Annotated in this window: 12 protein-coding genes and 1 pseudogene; 11 read left to right on the plus strand and 2 right to left on the minus strand. The window is 70.2% G+C overall.

The features are described from left to right. Nucleotides 1-2: 2 nt before the first annotated feature. The 10 genes from ABZT12_RS36850 (at nt 3) to ABZT12_RS36895 (ending at nt 12,405) form a co-directional block, all read left to right on the plus strand. Entirely contained in the window at nt 3-956 is a 954-nt protein-coding gene (locus tag ABZT12_RS36850; RefSeq protein WP_356393437.1) for a J domain-containing protein, read from the plus strand. Beyond that, entirely contained in the window at nt 953-1,360 is a 408-nt protein-coding gene (locus ABZT12_RS36855) for a chaperone modulator CbpM (RefSeq protein WP_356393439.1), read from the plus strand. The genes ABZT12_RS36850 and ABZT12_RS36855 overlap by 4 nt, the downstream gene beginning before the upstream one ends. Next, complete coding sequence (gene clpB, locus ABZT12_RS36860; RefSeq protein ID WP_356393441.1) at nt 1,351-3,990, plus strand: ATP-dependent chaperone ClpB; 2,640 nt, start codon at nt 1,351-1,353, stop codon at nt 3,988-3,990. Before ABZT12_RS36855 ends, clpB begins: the two co-directional genes overlap by 10 nt. Next, nucleotides 3,987-4,442: a thioredoxin gene (trxA, locus tag ABZT12_RS36865; protein ID WP_356393444.1), complete on the plus strand. Its 456-nt coding sequence runs from the start codon at nt 3,987-3,989 to the stop codon at nt 4,440-4,442. Before clpB ends, trxA begins: the two co-directional genes overlap by 4 nt. Further along, nucleotides 4,439-4,702, plus strand: a complete 264-nt coding sequence (locus ABZT12_RS36870) for a UBP-type zinc finger domain-containing protein (RefSeq protein WP_067378125.1) — start codon at nt 4,439-4,441, stop codon at nt 4,700-4,702. Before trxA ends, ABZT12_RS36870 begins: the two co-directional genes overlap by 4 nt. Further along, on the plus strand, nt 4,702-6,516 hold the full coding sequence (locus ABZT12_RS36875; RefSeq protein WP_356393448.1) for an FAD-dependent oxidoreductase: 1,815 nt from the start codon (nt 4,702-4,704) through the stop codon (nt 6,514-6,516). The genes ABZT12_RS36870 and ABZT12_RS36875 overlap by 1 nt, the downstream gene beginning before the upstream one ends. Nucleotides 6,517-6,598: 82 nt before the next feature. After that, nucleotides 6,599-7,273, plus strand: a complete 675-nt coding sequence (locus ABZT12_RS36880; protein WP_356393450.1) for a hypothetical protein — start codon at nt 6,599-6,601, stop codon at nt 7,271-7,273. Between the two features lie 51 nt (nt 7,274-7,324). Continuing rightward, entirely contained in the window at nt 7,325-8,830 is a 1,506-nt protein-coding gene (locus tag ABZT12_RS36885) for an ISL3 family transposase (RefSeq protein WP_356393452.1), read from the plus strand. A gap of 100 nt (nt 8,831-8,930) precedes the next feature. Further along, nucleotides 8,931-9,101, plus strand: coding sequence for a hypothetical protein (locus tag ABZT12_RS36890; protein ID WP_356393455.1), 171 nt, complete (start codon nt 8,931-8,933; stop codon nt 9,099-9,101). Nucleotides 9,102-9,639: 538 nt separating this feature from the next. Then, nucleotides 9,640-12,405 carry a WD40 repeat domain-containing protein gene (locus ABZT12_RS36895; protein ID WP_356393457.1) on the plus strand — a complete coding sequence of 922 codons (2,766 nt, stop codon included), beginning with the start codon at nt 9,640-9,642 and terminating at the stop codon, nt 12,403-12,405. Nucleotides 12,406-13,052: 647 nt separating this feature from the next. Here the strand turns inward: ABZT12_RS36895 and ABZT12_RS36900 are convergent. Continuing rightward, nucleotides 13,053-13,352: a helix-turn-helix domain-containing protein gene (locus ABZT12_RS36900; protein WP_356393460.1), complete on the minus strand. Its 300-nt coding sequence runs from the start codon at nt 13,350-13,352 to the stop codon at nt 13,053-13,055. A 248-nt stretch (nt 13,353-13,600) separates the two neighbouring features. Between ABZT12_RS36900 and ABZT12_RS36905 the strand changes: the two genes are divergently transcribed. Continuing rightward, entirely contained in the window at nt 13,601-13,972 is a 372-nt protein-coding gene (locus ABZT12_RS36905) for an ATP-binding protein (RefSeq protein WP_356393463.1), read from the plus strand. Nucleotides 13,973-14,380: 408 nt separating this feature from the next. On the opposite strand, the pseudogene ABZT12_RS36910 reads toward ABZT12_RS36905, so the two are convergent. After that, nucleotides 14,381-15,016: pseudogene (locus tag ABZT12_RS36910) on the minus strand (IS481 family transposase); the annotation flags it as partial.

Genomic DNA, 15,016 nt, shown 5'->3' on the forward strand with positions numbered 1-15,016 from the left:
TCATGGCAAGGGACCTCTACGAGGTGCTGGGCGTGTCGCGGTCCGCGAGCCAGGACGAGATCCAGCAGGCGTATCGCAAACTCGCCCGCAGGTACCACCCCGACGTCAACAAGGACCCCGCGGCGGAGGAGCGTTTCAAGGACCTCAACGAGGCACACAGCGTCCTGTCCGATCCCAAGACCCGGGCCCGCTACGACCGCTTCGGCGAGGACTTCCGCAAGATCCCCGAGGACTTCGACGAACGGGTCGCGGCCGGCGCGGGCGGCGGCTTCCGAGGTCGGGGGACTACGGGCGCGGGCGGCCCTCGTGTCCGATACGCCACCGGCTTCGGCGACGACTTCGGCGCGGAGGGCATCGACATCGAGGACCTGCTCGGCTCCATGTTCGGAGCCGGCGCCGCCCCAGGCGGCGTCCCCGGAGCGGACCAGGAGGCCGAGCTGCCGCTCACCGTCGAGGAGGCGTACCGAGGCGGCCGTCGCACCATCGCGCTCGCCGGTCCCACCGGGCAGCCGCGGCGGTACGAGGTCGACGTGCCGCCGGGCGTCACCGACGGGCAGCGCATCCGGCTGACGGGCGAGGGCGGCCGGGGCAGTGGTGACGCCACCGCGGGCGACCTGTACCTGCGGGTGCGTATCCAGCCCCACCTCCGGTTCCGGCTGGACGGCCGCGACGTGCACATCCAGGTCCCGGTCGCCCCCTGGGAGGCGGCCCTGGGCGCGACCGTGCCGGTGCCCACGCCCGGCGGTGGCACGGCCAAGGTCACGGTGCCCGCCGGCTCGTCCAGCGGCCGGCGGCTCCGGCTGCGCGGCGAGGGCATGCCGAACCCGCGCGGCGCGAACGGCGACCTGTACGCCGAACTCCGCATCATGGTGCCGCCCGCCCTCGGCGACCGGGAGCGCGAACTGTTCGAGGAGCTCGCCGCAACTTCCTCGTTCGACCCCAGGAGGACGCGATGAACGACCGACCCGCGGGAGCGACAGGCACCGGCTGGGCCGGCGGGGGCGCCCGTCCGGTACGAACGGGCGCCGACATCACCGCCTCGACGGCCGTCCGGTACGCGCTCGTGCCCGCCCCCAGGCTCTCCCTCGACACAGTGGCCCGTCGCTCGGGCCTCCACCCCGATCTGATCCGCCGGTTCGTCGCCCTCGGCCTGGTCGACGCCGAACGCGACGCCGCGGGGCACCTGGTGTTCGACTCCACGGCCCCGGCGGTTCTCGCCCGCATCCAGCGGCTGCGCACCGGACTCTGCCTCAACTACGCATCCATCGGCCTAGTGCTCGACCTACTCGACCGCATCAGCCTGCTCGAAGCCGCCCTGCGCGGCCGCGGCACGAGGAGTGAAACACCCCCATGGACATGAACCGTCTCACCCAGAAGTCCCAAGGAGCCCTCCAGGAGGCCCAGACCGCGGCCGTCGGCATGGGGCACACCGAGGTCGACGGGGAACACCTGCTGCTCGCACTTCTCGATCAGGAGGACGGTCTGATCCCGCGGTTGCTGCAACAGGCCGGCACCGAGCCGACGGAACTGCGCGCTGCCGTGCGCCAGGAACTCTCGCGCCGCCCAAAGGTCACAGGCCCCGGCGCGGCACCCGGCCAGGTCTTCGTCACCCAGCGCCTCTCCCGGCTGCTCGACGCCGCCGAACGGGAGGCCAAACGCCTCAAGGACGAGTACGTGTCCGTGGAGCACCTCCTCCTCGCCCTGGCTGAGGAAAGCTCTTCGACCGCCGCCGGGCGACTTCTCAAACAGGCCGGCATCACCAGGGACTCGTTCCTGAGCGCGCTCACCCAGGTCCGCGGAAACCAGCGCGTCACCTCCGCCAACCCCGAAGTGGCCTATGAGGCTCTGGAGAAGTACGGCCGCGACCTGGTCCTCGAGGCTCGGTCCGGGCGGCTGGACCCGGTCATCGGCCGTGACGCGGAGATCCGCCGCGTCACCCAGATCCTCAGCCGCAAGACCAAGAACAACCCCGTCCTCATCGGCGACCCCGGCGTCGGCAAGACCGCCATCGTCGAGGGACTGGCCCAGCGCATCGTTCGCGGCGACATCCCCGAGGGCCTGCGCGACAAGACGGTGTTCGCCCTCGACATGGGCTCCCTGGTCGCCGGTGCCAAGTACCGCGGTGAGTTCGAGGAACGCCTCAAGGCCGTGCTGTCCGAGGTGAAAGCCGCCCAGGGGCGGATCCTGCTCTTCGTCGACGAGTTGCACACCGTCGTCGGCGCGGGCGCCGCCGAAGGGGCCATGGACGCGGGCAACATGCTTAAGCCGATGCTCGCCCGCGGCGAACTCCACATGATCGGCGCCACCACCCTCGACGAGTACCGCAAGCACATCGAGAAGGACGCCGCCCTCGAACGCCGCTTCCAACAGGTCCTGGTCGGCGAGCCGAGCGTGGAGGACACCATCTCCATCCTGCGCGGACTGCGCGAACGCCTGGAGGTGTTCCACGGCGTGAAGATCCAGGACACCGCGCTGGTCTCCGCGGCCACCCTCAGCCACCGCTACATCACCGACCGGTTCCTGCCCGACAAGGCCATCGACCTCGTCGACGAGGCGTGCGCCCGGCTGCGTACCGAGATCGACTCGATGCCCGCCGAACTCGATGAGATCACCCGCCGCGTCACCCGCCTGGAGATCGAGGAAGCGGCCCTGTCCAAGGAGACCGACCCCGCCAGCAAAACCCGCCTGGAGGAGCTGCGCAGGGAACTGGCCGACCTGCGCAGCGAGGCCGACGCCAAACACGCCCAGTGGGAGGCCGAACGGCAGGCGATCCGCCGCGTGCAGGAACTGCGCCAGGAACTGGAGCAGGTCCGCCACGAGGCGGAGGAAGCCGAACGCGCCTACGACCTCAACCGCGCCGCTGAACTCCGCTACGGCCGACTCCAGGAACTGGAGCGCCGACTTGCCGCAGAGGAGGAGCAACTGGCCGCTAAGCAAGGGCAGAACCGGCTGCTGCGCGAGGTCGTCACCGAGGAAGAGATCGCAGAGATCGTCGCGGCCTGGACCGGCATCCCCGTCTCTCGCCTTCAGGAGGGCGAACGCGAGAAACTGCTGCGCCTCGACGACATCCTGCGCGAGCGCGTCATCGGCCAGGACGAGGCCGTCAAGCTCGTCGCCGACGCCATCATCCGCGCCCGCTCCGGCATCCGCGACCCTCGCCGCCCCATCGGCTCGTTCATCTTCCTCGGCCCCACCGGCGTGGGGAAGACCGAGCTGGCCAAGACCCTCGCCAGGACTCTGTTCGACTCCGACGAGAACATGGTCCGCCTCGACATGAGCGAGTATCAGGAGCGGCACACCGTCAGCCGGCTCATGGGCGCGCCGCCCGGATACGTCGGCTACGAGGAGGGCGGCCAGCTCACCGAGGCCGTACGCCGCAAGCCGTACTCGGTTGTGCTGTTCGACGAGATCGAGAAGGCGCACACCGATGTCTTCAACACCCTGCTGCAGATCCTCGACGACGGCCGCATCACCGATGCTCAGGGCCGCACCGTCGACTTCCGCAACACCGTGATCATCATGACGTCCAACATCGGCTCCGAGCACCTCCTCGACGGCGCCACCGCCGAAGGCGAGATCAAGCCCGACGCCCGCGCCCTGGTGATGGGCGAGCTGCGCGGGCACTTCCGCCCGGAGTTCCTCAACCGCGTCGACGACATCGTGCTGTTCAAACCGCTCGGCGAGCGACAGATCGAGCGCATCGTGGAACTGCAGTTCGACGAACTGCGGCAGCGGCTCGCCGAACGCCGCATCACCGTCGAACTCACCGACGCCGCCCGGGAAGTGATCGCCCACCAAGGCTACGACCCGGTGTATGGGGCCCGGCCACTGCGCCGCTACATCTCCCACGAGGTCGAGACACTGGTCGGACGCGCCCTGCTGCGCGGCGACGTCCAGGACGGCGCGACGGTCCGCGTCGACGCCGAACACGGAGAGCTGGTGGTCACCTACGACCAGCCCGAGGACGTGAAGGGAGCGCGGGCGGCATGAGCACCGTGCGGGCCACCAACATCACCTGCCCGCACTGCGGGCGCACCAACCGGGTGCCCGTGGCCGCCGAGGGCCGCCCCAGGTGCGGCCACTGCAAGCAGCCCCTGCCGTGGATGGTGGACGCGGGCGACGACGACTTCACCGAGGTCGCCGAGCGGGCCGACGTCCCCGTCGTGGTCGACCTGTGGGCCACCTGGTGCGGCCCCTGCCGCATGGTCAGCCCCGCGCTGGAGAAGGTCGCCACCGATCTCGCCGGCCGCATCAAACTCGTCAAGGTCGACATCGACAAGAACCCGCAGCTGTCGCAGCGTTTCGAGGTCCAGGCGGTACCGACACTGCTCGTCCTCGACCAAGGCGAGACGGTCGCCCGGCAGGCGGGGGCGGCGCCCGCCCCCGCTCTGCGCCAGTGGGTGGAACAGTCGATCACGGCCCGGGAAGGGAGATCCGGATGACCCTGCACGCAGACCCCCACCTCGCGCTTGTCCGGCCGGTCCAGCCGCTGACCCCAGAAGGGTGTCAGGAGTGTCTGCTGCTCGGCTCCCCGTGGGTCCACCTGAGGCTCTGCCTGACCTGTGGGCACGTCGGCTGCTGTGACTCCTCGCCGAACAAGCACGCGCGTAGGCACGCAGCTGCCGACGCCCATCCGATCGTGCAGTCGTTCCAGCCCGGCGAGGAATGGCGCTGGTGCTACGTTCACGAGGCGTTCGTCTGATGTCCGGCGACCAGCCCCTGCCGGGCGGAGAACCGGTGCCGGAGGAAGCGGACGAGGCCGTCTTCCGGGAGACCCCGGACACCTGCGGCGCGTATCCGCGCCTTACGGAGGACCAGACGGCACGTCTGGCGGAGCACGGGCAGCGCCGGAGCATGGCTCCGAACGACGTGCTGATCCAGGAGGGGGAGCGCTGCGAAACGTTCTTCGTCGTCCTCAGCGGTACCGTTGCCGTCGTCGAGGACTACGGCACTCCCGAGGAGCACGTGCTGCGCGTGCACGGCCCCGGTCGCTTCATCGGCGAACTCGGGCTGCTGCACGGGCAGGTGGCCTTCTACACCGCTGTCGCCAGGGAGCCGGGCGAGGTCCTCGCCGTCTCCTTGGACCAGTTGCGCCACCTGGTGTCCCAGGACTCCACCATCGGGGACGTCGTACTGCGCGCCTGTCTGGGCCGTCGCGCACTGCTCGTCGGACAGGGCGCTGGCTTCCGCATCATCGGCTCGCGCTACTCGCCCGACACCAGGCGGCTGCGCGAGTTCGCCATCCGCAACCGGCTGCCGCACCGCTGGATCGACCTGGAGACCGACGAGGAGGCCGAGGAGCTGCTGCGCCGCTTCGGCGTCGGCCCCGAGGAGACACCGCTCGTCATCTGGCGGGACACCACCCTGTTGCGCAACCCCAGCAACGCGGAACTGGCCCGGCTCATCGGCCTGCCGTCCCTGCCCGCCGGAAACCGTCACGGCGACGTCCTCATCGTCGGCTCCGGACCCGCCGGCCTCGCTGCCGCGGTGTACGCCGCCTCCGAGGGCCTGAACACCACCGTGGTGGAGGCGATAGCCACCGGCGGCCAGGCCGCCACCTCGTCCCGCATCGAGAACCTGCTCGGCTTCCCCTCCGGCATCTCCGGCGCCGAACTCACCGAACGCGCCGTGCTCCAGGCCGACAAGTTCGGCGCCAGGATCAGCATTCCGGTGGAGGCGACCGGTCTCCATCCCAAGGACGAGGACCACTACGTGGTGGCGTTCGCCGACGGCAGCGAGATCGCCGCCCGCGCCGTCGTCCTGGCCACGGGTGCCCGCTACCGCCGGCTCCGGGTGCCCGGCATCGAACGCCTGGAGGGAACGAGCGTCCACTACTCGGCGACCGTCTACGAGGCCCAGCAGTGCCGCACCGACCCGGTGGCCGTCGTCGGCGGAGGCAACTCGGCGGGCCAGGCGGTGCTGTTCCTCGCCGGGTACGCCCCGAAGGTGCACCTGTTGGTCCGAGGACCCAGCCTTGAGGCCAACATGTCCCGCTACCTGGTCGACCAGGTCGAACGCCATCCGCGGGTGGAGGTCATGCTGCACACCGAGGTCACCGAGGTCACCGGCCAGGAGGTGCTGGAGGAGCTCGACGTGGTCGACAACCGCACGGGCGGGCACCGCCGGCTCGCGGTACGGGCCCTATTCGTCTTCACCGGCGCCGACCCCCACACCGAGTGGCTGTCCGGCGCGCTCGCCCTCGACGCACGCGGCTTCGTCCTCACCGGCCCGGAGGCCCAGGAAGCCTGCGCCTACTCCGAGGTGTGGCACGGCCTTGGGCGCTCGTGCATGACCCTGGAGACCAGCCTGCCCGGGGTCTTCGCGGTAGGGGACGTCCGCAGCGGCTCGGTGAAGCGGGTGGCCTCGGCGGCCGGTGAGGGCGCGATGGCCATCCACTTCGTGCACCGCCACCTGGGGCACTCGGCCACACCCGGCACCACGGGCACGTCCGCTGCCGCGGGCGACTCGGACGTCTCCCCACGCATACGTCACAAGGAGTCCGCATGGCTCGCCTGACGAATGGCGGGCCACCCCACACTCGGCTACGCCCGCGACCAGTTCGACATCTGGTTCTGTCAACAAAGTCCCGAGACCTCACATGACACTGGCCAACCGCCACCTGCAGCCCATCGGCGCGCAGCTCCGGCACGAAGGGGAAGCCGACGGTTACCCCTTGTTCCACCTCATCCAGATCGGCCGAGGCACAGCACGCCGGCCGCACAACCTCATCTTCGCCACCCTGGGAAAGCCGGACATCCATTTCACCAGCGCCCTCGACAACGACATCGAGGTCGCCGAACGCGCCGACCAAGTCTTGGTCTACGACCGCCCGGTCGGCAAGGACGGACTGCTCTGGCACGACCTGCTGTCCTGGTGGCAGGAGACCCGCAACATCGCCGACCCCGCCGAAGCCAACCAAACCCTGTTCGGCCGCATGAAGGCGTCTCTACCACGCGAGTCCCCAGGGCAGCACAACCTGTTCTGGCTCTACCACAACATCCACAAGGACAACCTGAGCCAGATACCCGCGCTGCTCCCGGAAATATGGGTGCACTGGGACCCCAAGACCGTCCGCGAACGCGGCGCACGCGCCCTGCAAAACCTGCGCATGGACTTCCTGATGCTGCTGCTGGGGAACCGTCGCGTGGTGCTCGAAGTCGACGGGAAACAGCACTACACCCGCAGCGGCGGAACAGAACCCGACAGTGCGAAGTACGCGGCGGGTCTGTACGCTCACCGGCTCTGGCCCGTAGTCGGTGGTGACGCCGGGTAGCCGTCCTTGATCATGATTTTGTGATGGATGTCAACTCCCTCGTAAAAAACGGTGTTTTCCGGACTGTCGGTGCTGGTCGTCGTGGACGTGGCGGATAGTGGTGACGCGGTGGTGGTCGCGGCTCGCACTCGGGCTGCGGCGGTGCCGTGTCCGGTGTGCCGGACGCTGACGGCGAAGGTGCACGGGTACCACAGCCGGACGGTGACGGACGTGCCGGTCGACGGCCGCCAGGTCGTCGTCCACCTGCGCGTACGGCGGCTGGTCTGTCCGGTCATGGGCTGCCGGCGGCAGACCTTCCGCGAACAGATTCCCGGACTGCTGGAGCGCTATCAGCGCCGCACGGTGCGGCTTGCCTGGCAGATATCCCAGGTAGCACGGGAGTTATGCGGCCGGGCAGGCGCACGCCTCGCCCGCCTGCTGGCCGTGCCCGTTTCCCGCAGCACCGCGCTGCGCCATCTGCGACGCCTGCCGCTGCCGCAACTCACGGTCCCACGGGTGATCGGCGTGGACGACTTCGCCCTGGGCCGCCGCCACCGCTACGCCACGATCATCACGGATGCCGAGACCGGCCGACGCGTCGCGGTCCTGCCCGACCGCGAGAGGGCCACCCTGGAGTCCTGGCTGCGCGAACATCCTGGCGCCGAGGTCGTGTGCCGCGACGGCTCGGCCACCTACGCCGAGGCCATCCGCCGTGCCCTGCCCGATGCGGTGCAGGTCAGCGACCGATGGCACCTCTGGAGAAACCTCTGTGACAAAGTCCAGCTCGAGGTCCGCGCGCACACCGGCTGCTGGGCCACCATCAACCCGCCCCGCCCCGGCGGAGTACGCGAGCAGACCACCCGCGAACGCTGGAACAAGATCCACGACCTCCTCGGCCAGGGCGTCGGCCTGCTCGACTGCTGCCGCCGCCTGGGCCTGGCCCTGAACACTGTCAAACGCTATGCCCGCATGCCCGAACCCCCGGCCCAGCGCATCGCCCCCGCCTACCGGCCCACCCTCGTCGACCCCTACCGCGACCATCTGCGAGCCCGCCGCGCGGCGGAACCGGCAGTTGCTGTCACCCACCTCCCCGAAGAGATCCGGGAGTTGGGCTACACCGGCAGCGCCAACCTGCTGGTCCGCTACCTCAATCAGGGCCGTGTTGAAGGCGACCGCCCCGTCACCACCCCACGTCACGTCGGCCGTCTCATGCTCACCGACCCCGAAAACCTGCGCCCGAAGGAAACGACCCTGCTGGAGAAGATCGCCGCGGCCTGCCCGGAGATGACCGCAATCGCCGATCTCGTAGGCGGCTTCGCCACCCTGCTGAAACCGGGCGAGGGCAACGACGTGAAACTCACCGAGTGGATCAACACCGCCCGCGCCCTCGACCTGCCCCACCTGCGCAGCTTCGCCAACGGCCTCGAAATCGACCGGGCGGCCGTGGACGCCGGCCTCACCTTGCCCTACCACAACGGCCGCACCGAAGGCGTCAACACCCGCACCAAAAGGATCATGAGACAGATGCACGGACGCGCCAGATTCGACCTCCTCCGCCACCGCATCCTCCTGCCCTGACGGACACCCAGCGTCACCACCGACTACGGGCCAGAGCCGCGAGGTTGACACCCCCCACTGGGCCGACGCCTTCGCCGCCCTCGACGCCGCAGGGCTCCCCGTGCCCCTCAACGGCACCCGAGTCCGCCTCGCCGACACCTCACCCGACACCGTCCGCACCTCCCTCACGAGCTCCGGCATCAGCTCCGACGTCCACGAAGTCCCCGCCACCCTCGAAGAGAAGATGACCGTCATCGACCGCCGGCCCACACCCCAGCACCCGGGCAGGTAAGCGGACCGGGCTCAGTCGCATGGGCGGCGGCCGGGACGGACATGACGCCAGCGAGAGCCGAGCGATCCGCCGTCCTGGACTACGGCTCCCTGGTCAACCACGCCCAGATGCTGGCCGTTCTGGGGCGATCTGCAACGCCACCACCCCGCGATCTCCTCGCTCAATCTGACCGACGCGGTGGCCCAGGCATGGAAGCAACGTGTGCGGGTCCTGCCCGACGGGCGACCGCGCCGCACTGCCCACGCCGTGTTCCTGGCCGTCCGCTCCTTCTATCCGCAGCGGCACTGTGGTGCCAGCCAGAAGAACGCCCTCTTGTAGGATCGTTGAACAATCCATATCGTGTGCGGGAGATGCCTCGTGCGGCGGCCGCCGCGGACCACGGAGGGGCACCGGGGGCGGGGAGACGGCCATGGGCGCGGACGAAGAGGGCGGCATGCGGTGCGGCTCGAGTCAACAGCCCTCCTTTGCGAGGACGTTGGTCCGGCGACTGGGTCCGGTTGCGGCAAGCGTCGGGGGAGCGTGCGGGCTGTGGGCGGTCATGCGCCTTATCGCGCGTACCTCCTTCTTCGGGGGCGCCCCATGGGTGGACTCCCTGTGCGTGCTCGTGCTCCTGCTCTCCTGCTTTTTGCCGTTTGTCTGCCACTTCCTGGGCCTGCGGTGGGTCCTGGGTGTGCTGTGCCTCCTGGGCATGCTGGTCCTGCAGCGGTCCGAGCTGGACCAGCAGGCGTTGCACCAGCACGGGCGCACCGAACACGTCAGGGTCCTGCAGATCCAGGAGTCCGAGGACGGCATGGGCGATGAAGGCGTCGGCTACTACACCGTTTCCGTCCTCGACGGTCCCCCGCAGGCTCCGATACCGGGCGGCACCTTCATCGAGTGGCACTGGGCGGTCGGCGGCGTCTACACAGTGACTGTCGACCCGCAGGGGCTTGCCCCGGCCGCGCGGGGCGGCCCTCCCGGCCCTCCGGTGGTCCAACGGTTCCTGCAGATCTTGCTCGGGCTCGGCCTGGCGTGGGCCCTGTGGCGACCCATGCATCTCCTCCTGCGCGTCAAGCGCGTGGCCGAGCCGAGCCTGTCCGATGAGCTGGGCGTTGACAATGCCGACGCTGGACCTGCTGGTGTGGAGGGGGAGTTGCCCGACCCAGCGTTCCTGGTGAACGCCGACCCGGAGGCGGTGCTGGAACTGCTGGTGACAGCCCCCTGGTCCGCAGAGCGGTTGGAGGGGGCGGTATACCGGGCATCGGCTCATCTGCACCGGCATGCGGGTGCGGGGGTGCGTCGGCAGATGCTGGCGCTGGACGCCGCCCGCTACGGGGACCTGGGCCTGTCGGCGCGGATCACCGCCGTGCCGGTCGACGGCGGTGCCGACCGGCGGTGGGGGGTGGACTGGGCCACCGGCAGCACGGTCGACCGCCGGTTCTGGCAGGCCCTGATCGGCCACACCGAGCGGGTGCGCGGGGTGGCGACGGAGATGGTGGACGGCCGCTCGGTCGCCGTCACCTTCAGCAGCGAGGACCGCACGGTGCGGGTGTGGGACCTGGCCTCTGGCCGCCCGGTCGGCGAACCGCTCACCGGCTACGACTTCGAGGTCTGTGCAGTGGCGACGGGGGTGGTGGACGGCCGCCCGGTTGTCGTCGGCGGCTGCCGGGACAGCGCCGTGCGGGTCTGGGACCTGGCCACCGGCCGACCCGTTGGCCACCCCCTCACCGGCCACACCGAAGTTGTCACAGCGGTGGCGACGGCGGTGCTGGACGGCCGCCCGCTCGGCGTGAGCGGCAGCCGGGACGGGACAGTACGGGTGTGGGACCTGACGACCGGTCAGCCCGTCGGCGAGCCCCTCACCGGCCACAACGGCCCGGTAGAGGCGCTGGCGACGGAGGTCGTGGACAGTCACCCGGTCGCAGTCGCCGGCAACTGGGACGGGACGGTGCGGGTGTGGGACCTGTCCACCGGCCGCCCGGTCGGCGAACCGCTCACCGGCCACACCGAGGGGGTGTGGGCTCTGGCGACCACGGTGGTGGACGGTCGCCCGGTCGCCGTCAGCGGCAGCCGGGACGAGACGGTGCGGAGGTGGGACCTGATGACCGGTCGGCCCGTCGGAGCACCTCTCACCGGCGCCGCCGAAGGGGTGTACGCGCTGGTGACGGGATCGGTGCAGGACCGCCCGGTCGTGGTCGGCGGCAGCCGGGACGGGATGGTGCGGGTGTGGGACCTGTCCACCGGCCAACTGGTCGGCGAACCCCTCGCCGGCCATGTCGACGGGGTGTGGGCGGTGGCGACCGGGGTGGTGGACGGCTGTCCGGTCGCCGTCACCGGCGGCAACGAGGACGGAGAAGTGCGGGTGTGGGACCTGTCACCCGGCCGCCCGGTCGGTACGCCGCTCACCGGGCACACCGACGAGGTGCGAGCCGTGGCGACCGCAGTGGTGGACGGTCGCCCGGTCGCGGTCAGCGGCAGCCGGGACGGGACGGTGCGGGTGTGGGACCTGTCCACCGGCCGACCCGCCGCCGAACCCGTCATCGCCCACTCGCACGCGTCGGTGTCGGTGGCCACCGCCGTGCTGGACGGCCGTCCGGTCGTCCTCACCAGCAGCTGGGAGGGAGTGGTGCCGGTGTGGGACCTGTCCACGGGCCGACCCGTCGGGCAGCCCCTCGTCGGCCACACCGGCCCGGTGTGGTCGCTGGCGACCGGGGCGGTCGAGGGAACTGCGGTGATCGCCGCCGGCGGCATGGACGGGACGGTGTGGGTGTGGGACCTGACCACCGGCCGCCCGATTGGCGAACCCCTCACCGGCCACTTCGGCCTGGTGAGCTCGGTGGCCACCGCGGTGGTACAAGGCCGCCCGGTCGCGGTCACCGGCAGTTGGGACACCACGGTGCGGATCTGGGACCTGACCACCGGCCACCCGATCGGCGAACACCTCACCGGCCACATCGGCCTGGTGAAGGCAATGGGCGTGATGGTGGCGACCGCGGTGGTGGAAGGCCGCCCGGTCGCGGTCACCGGTAGTTGGGACACCACGGTGCGGATCTGGGACCTGACCACCGGCCACCCGATCGGCGAACACCTCACCGGCCACACCGACGAGGTGCGAGCGGTGGCGACGGGAGTGCTGGACGGCCATCCGGTCGCCGTCACCGGCAGCCAGGACGGGATGGTGCACGTATGGGACCTGCCCTCCGGGCGGGCCGCCGGGCAGTTGGTGTTCCCCGGGCCGGTCCGTGCGGTGGAGGTATCCCCGGACGGCCGACTGGTGGTGGGCTTCGGCTGGGAGATCGCGGTCCTGGCCCCACCCCAACCCTGAGGACGGTCCGGCAACGGCACGGGACTTGCCCGAGCTGCCCGACACGGCGGTTCGACGTTCCCATTGCTCGCCACCACCCGCTTATTTGCCGCCACCAGCGCGGAGTTGAAGCAGGCGGCCGACGAGGACCGGGATCCACCATCCCAGCCGCAGCCGCAGCCGCAGCCGCGGCGGAGCCCGCGCCATGGGCCGTCAGTGAGGCAGGTGAGGCGGAACAGTGCCCGATACCTCGGTCTCCAGAAGAGCCATCTGGAGCACATCTTCTCCGCCGTTGCGTCAACCTCATCCGCCTCGATGTCTGGTGGAACGGCCACCCGCTCGACCGCACCCACATCAGCCACCTTGCCCGTCTCGACCTCTCCCTCGTGCTGAGTGCCTGGTCCGGGGGCTCGTGTGCGGGGCGGTTCGCTGTCATGGGGTGACCAGGCGGCTGTTGTTTTCTGACCTGTATGGGGCGGGTCGGCTTGCTCGCGCGCGGCGGGCCCGCCGCGCGCCGTCGGCGGGCATGCCACCGGACTGGGGGGTGCTCCTCACCGCCCGGCCGTGACTGACGGGCAGCGCAGGGGAGTTGGCCGGGCATAAAGCCGCTGACCGCCGCCACGCTCGCCTTTGCCCGCTTTGAGCGGCGCCCAGGGGGCGGGCGCTGGTCAGTGCGGGTTGTCGTGGGAGGTGAAGACGTCGAGCAGTTCCTGGACGGGCACGTGTGCCTCTGCTGGATGGCGGAGGGTGCCGTCCAGGCAGAGGGTGTAGCGCGTGCGGCGTCCTACGCGTTCGCGGCGCATGTAGCCGGCGTGTTCGAGGTCGGTGACGATGCTCTGCGCGGTGCGTTCGGTGATGCGGCAGGCCGCGGCGATGTCGCGGAGCCGGGTGGCAGGGTCGCGTGCGATGGCGAACAGCACGCGGGCGTGGTTGGTGAGGAAGTGCCACTGCCCGGCCTGTTCGCTCATGTCTGGTCCGTCCCTTCAGCTCTGCTCAAGTGGGATACCCGCAGCGTTTTTCTGGAAACAGTTATCGTTGTTTGCGCGTGCCGTGACGTTGCGGGGGCAGGCGGGGTGGGCACTGCTCGGCGCTTCGGGAGTGAGGCGGGTTCGTGGATACTTCTGCCCAGAGCGAGGGCCAGGAGCCGCTTGTCGACCGCCCGATCAGGGCCGGTGCTGTGTTCGAGGGCAGTGCGGAGATCGCTGAGGCCCGTGACATGGCCCGCGACTTCCTCACCTCCGTGCAGGCCGTGCACGGGCTGCCGGTGTCGGCCCGGGCGATGGGCATGGTGCAGCTGGTGGTGAGTGAGCTGGTGACCAACGCCCGCAAGTACGCGCCGGGCCCGTGCCTGCTGGACCTGGAGATCAGCGAGGGCGCCGTCCAGATCAGCGTGTGGGACAGCAGCACCACCCTGCCGTCCATCCAGGCAGCCGACCCGCAGCGGATCGGCCAGCACGGCCTGGAGATCGCCATGGCGGTGTCCCAGACCTTCTGTGTTCACCGGGAACCGGTGGGCAAGCGCATCACCGCGGTCATCGAGCTGGCCGACGACCCCGGCGGAGACCCGGCCGGCCGGCAGCCCTCCTGACCGCGCCCAGCCGGACTGTCCCGCGGCCACAATTCCGAAGATCCCGACAGCGTCAGGCACCGGCACGCATGTCCACGGCCGACTGGAAACTCAACCGCCGCTTCGCCTCGCGCACGCGGCTGCGCATCGAGCCCAGCCACACCGACAGCACCCCTGCGCCCACATCCTGCGCTGATGTCGCCGTACGTGTGAACGCGGCCAGTCACGTACGAGTGAAAAGGGCCGCTTGTTGATGTGGTGAGTCCTGTTGCTCGGCACTCTGCTGCTGGTCGGTAAGGGGCGGCGGAGGGCAGCTGACGATGGTCTTGGACCCGCAACGCTGGTTGGAACTCCGGCGCTTCCGTGCCCTGTTCGAGTCCGGTGCGGTGACTTTGACGGAGGTCGCCAAGGAGACGGGCCTGAACAGGTGTATTGACCCGTGAGGTTGGGGACGCGGCTGGCGGGTGGTTGGCCTTTGAGCGCGGTGTGTCCGCGGTGGTGATTGTAGGTGTGCAGCCAGGCGGGGAAGGCGTCGCGTCGTTCCCGCTCCGAGCGGTAGGGGCGGGCGTAGGCCCATTCGTCGAGCAGGGTGCGGTTGAAGCGTTCGACCTTGCCGTTGGTCTGGGGCCGGTAGGGGCGGGTGCGTTTGTGGGTGATCCCGGCCGCCGCCAGAGCATCGCGCCCGTCGCGGGAGCGGTAGCAGGAGCCGTTGTCGGTCAGCACGCGCTCGACGGTGATCCCGGCGTGGGTGAAGAACGCCTGGGCGCGGGCCCAGAAGCCGGTGGCGGTCTCCTTCTTCTCGTCTGCGTGGATCTCGCTGTAGGCGAGGCGGGAGTGGTCGTCGACGGCGGTGTGCAGGTAGCTGTAGCCGCCGGCGGCGCGGTTCTTGCGGCCGGCCTGCCGGCCCAGAGTCCTGTGTCCGCCGCCGTCGGGGATGTTGCCGAGTTTCTTGATGTCGACGTGGACCAGTTCGCCCGGGCGGTCGCGTTCGTAGCGGCGTATGACATGGCCGGTGGCCCGGTCCAGATGGGTGAGGCGGGCCAGGCCGTAGCGGGTCAGCACGCG

It is taken from the genome of Streptomyces sp. NPDC005423 (assembly GCF_040606415.1).
Lineage (GTDB): Bacteria > Actinomycetota > Actinomycetes > Streptomycetales > Streptomycetaceae > Streptomyces.

Excerpts from the sequence above, each read along its gene's own strand:
- ABZT12_RS36850 (WP_356393437.1), top strand. The coding sequence starts at position 3 with ATGGCAAGGGACCTCTACGAGGTGCTGGGCGTGTCGCGGTCCGCGAGC.
- ABZT12_RS36855 (WP_356393439.1), top strand. The coding sequence starts at position 953 with ATGAACGACCGACCCGCGGGAGCGACAGGCACCGGCTGGGCCGGCGGG.
- clpB (WP_356393441.1), top strand. The coding sequence starts at position 1,351 with ATGGACATGAACCGTCTCACCCAGAAGTCCCAAGGAGCCCTCCAGGAG.
- trxA (WP_356393444.1), top strand. The coding sequence starts at position 3,987 with ATGAGCACCGTGCGGGCCACCAACATCACCTGCCCGCACTGCGGGCGC.
- ABZT12_RS36870 (WP_067378125.1), top strand. The coding sequence starts at position 4,439 with ATGACCCTGCACGCAGACCCCCACCTCGCGCTTGTCCGGCCGGTCCAG.
- ABZT12_RS36875 (WP_356393448.1), top strand. The coding sequence starts at position 4,702 with ATGTCCGGCGACCAGCCCCTGCCGGGCGGAGAACCGGTGCCGGAGGAA.
- ABZT12_RS36880 (WP_356393450.1), top strand. The coding sequence starts at position 6,599 with ATGACACTGGCCAACCGCCACCTGCAGCCCATCGGCGCGCAGCTCCGG.
- ABZT12_RS36895 (WP_356393457.1), top strand. The coding sequence starts at position 9,640 with ATGCGCCTTATCGCGCGTACCTCCTTCTTCGGGGGCGCCCCATGGGTG.
- ABZT12_RS36900 (WP_356393460.1), bottom strand. The coding sequence starts at position 13,352 with ATGAGCGAACAGGCCGGGCAGTGGCACTTCCTCACCAACCACGCCCGC.
- ABZT12_RS36905 (WP_356393463.1), top strand. The coding sequence starts at position 13,601 with ATGGCCCGCGACTTCCTCACCTCCGTGCAGGCCGTGCACGGGCTGCCG.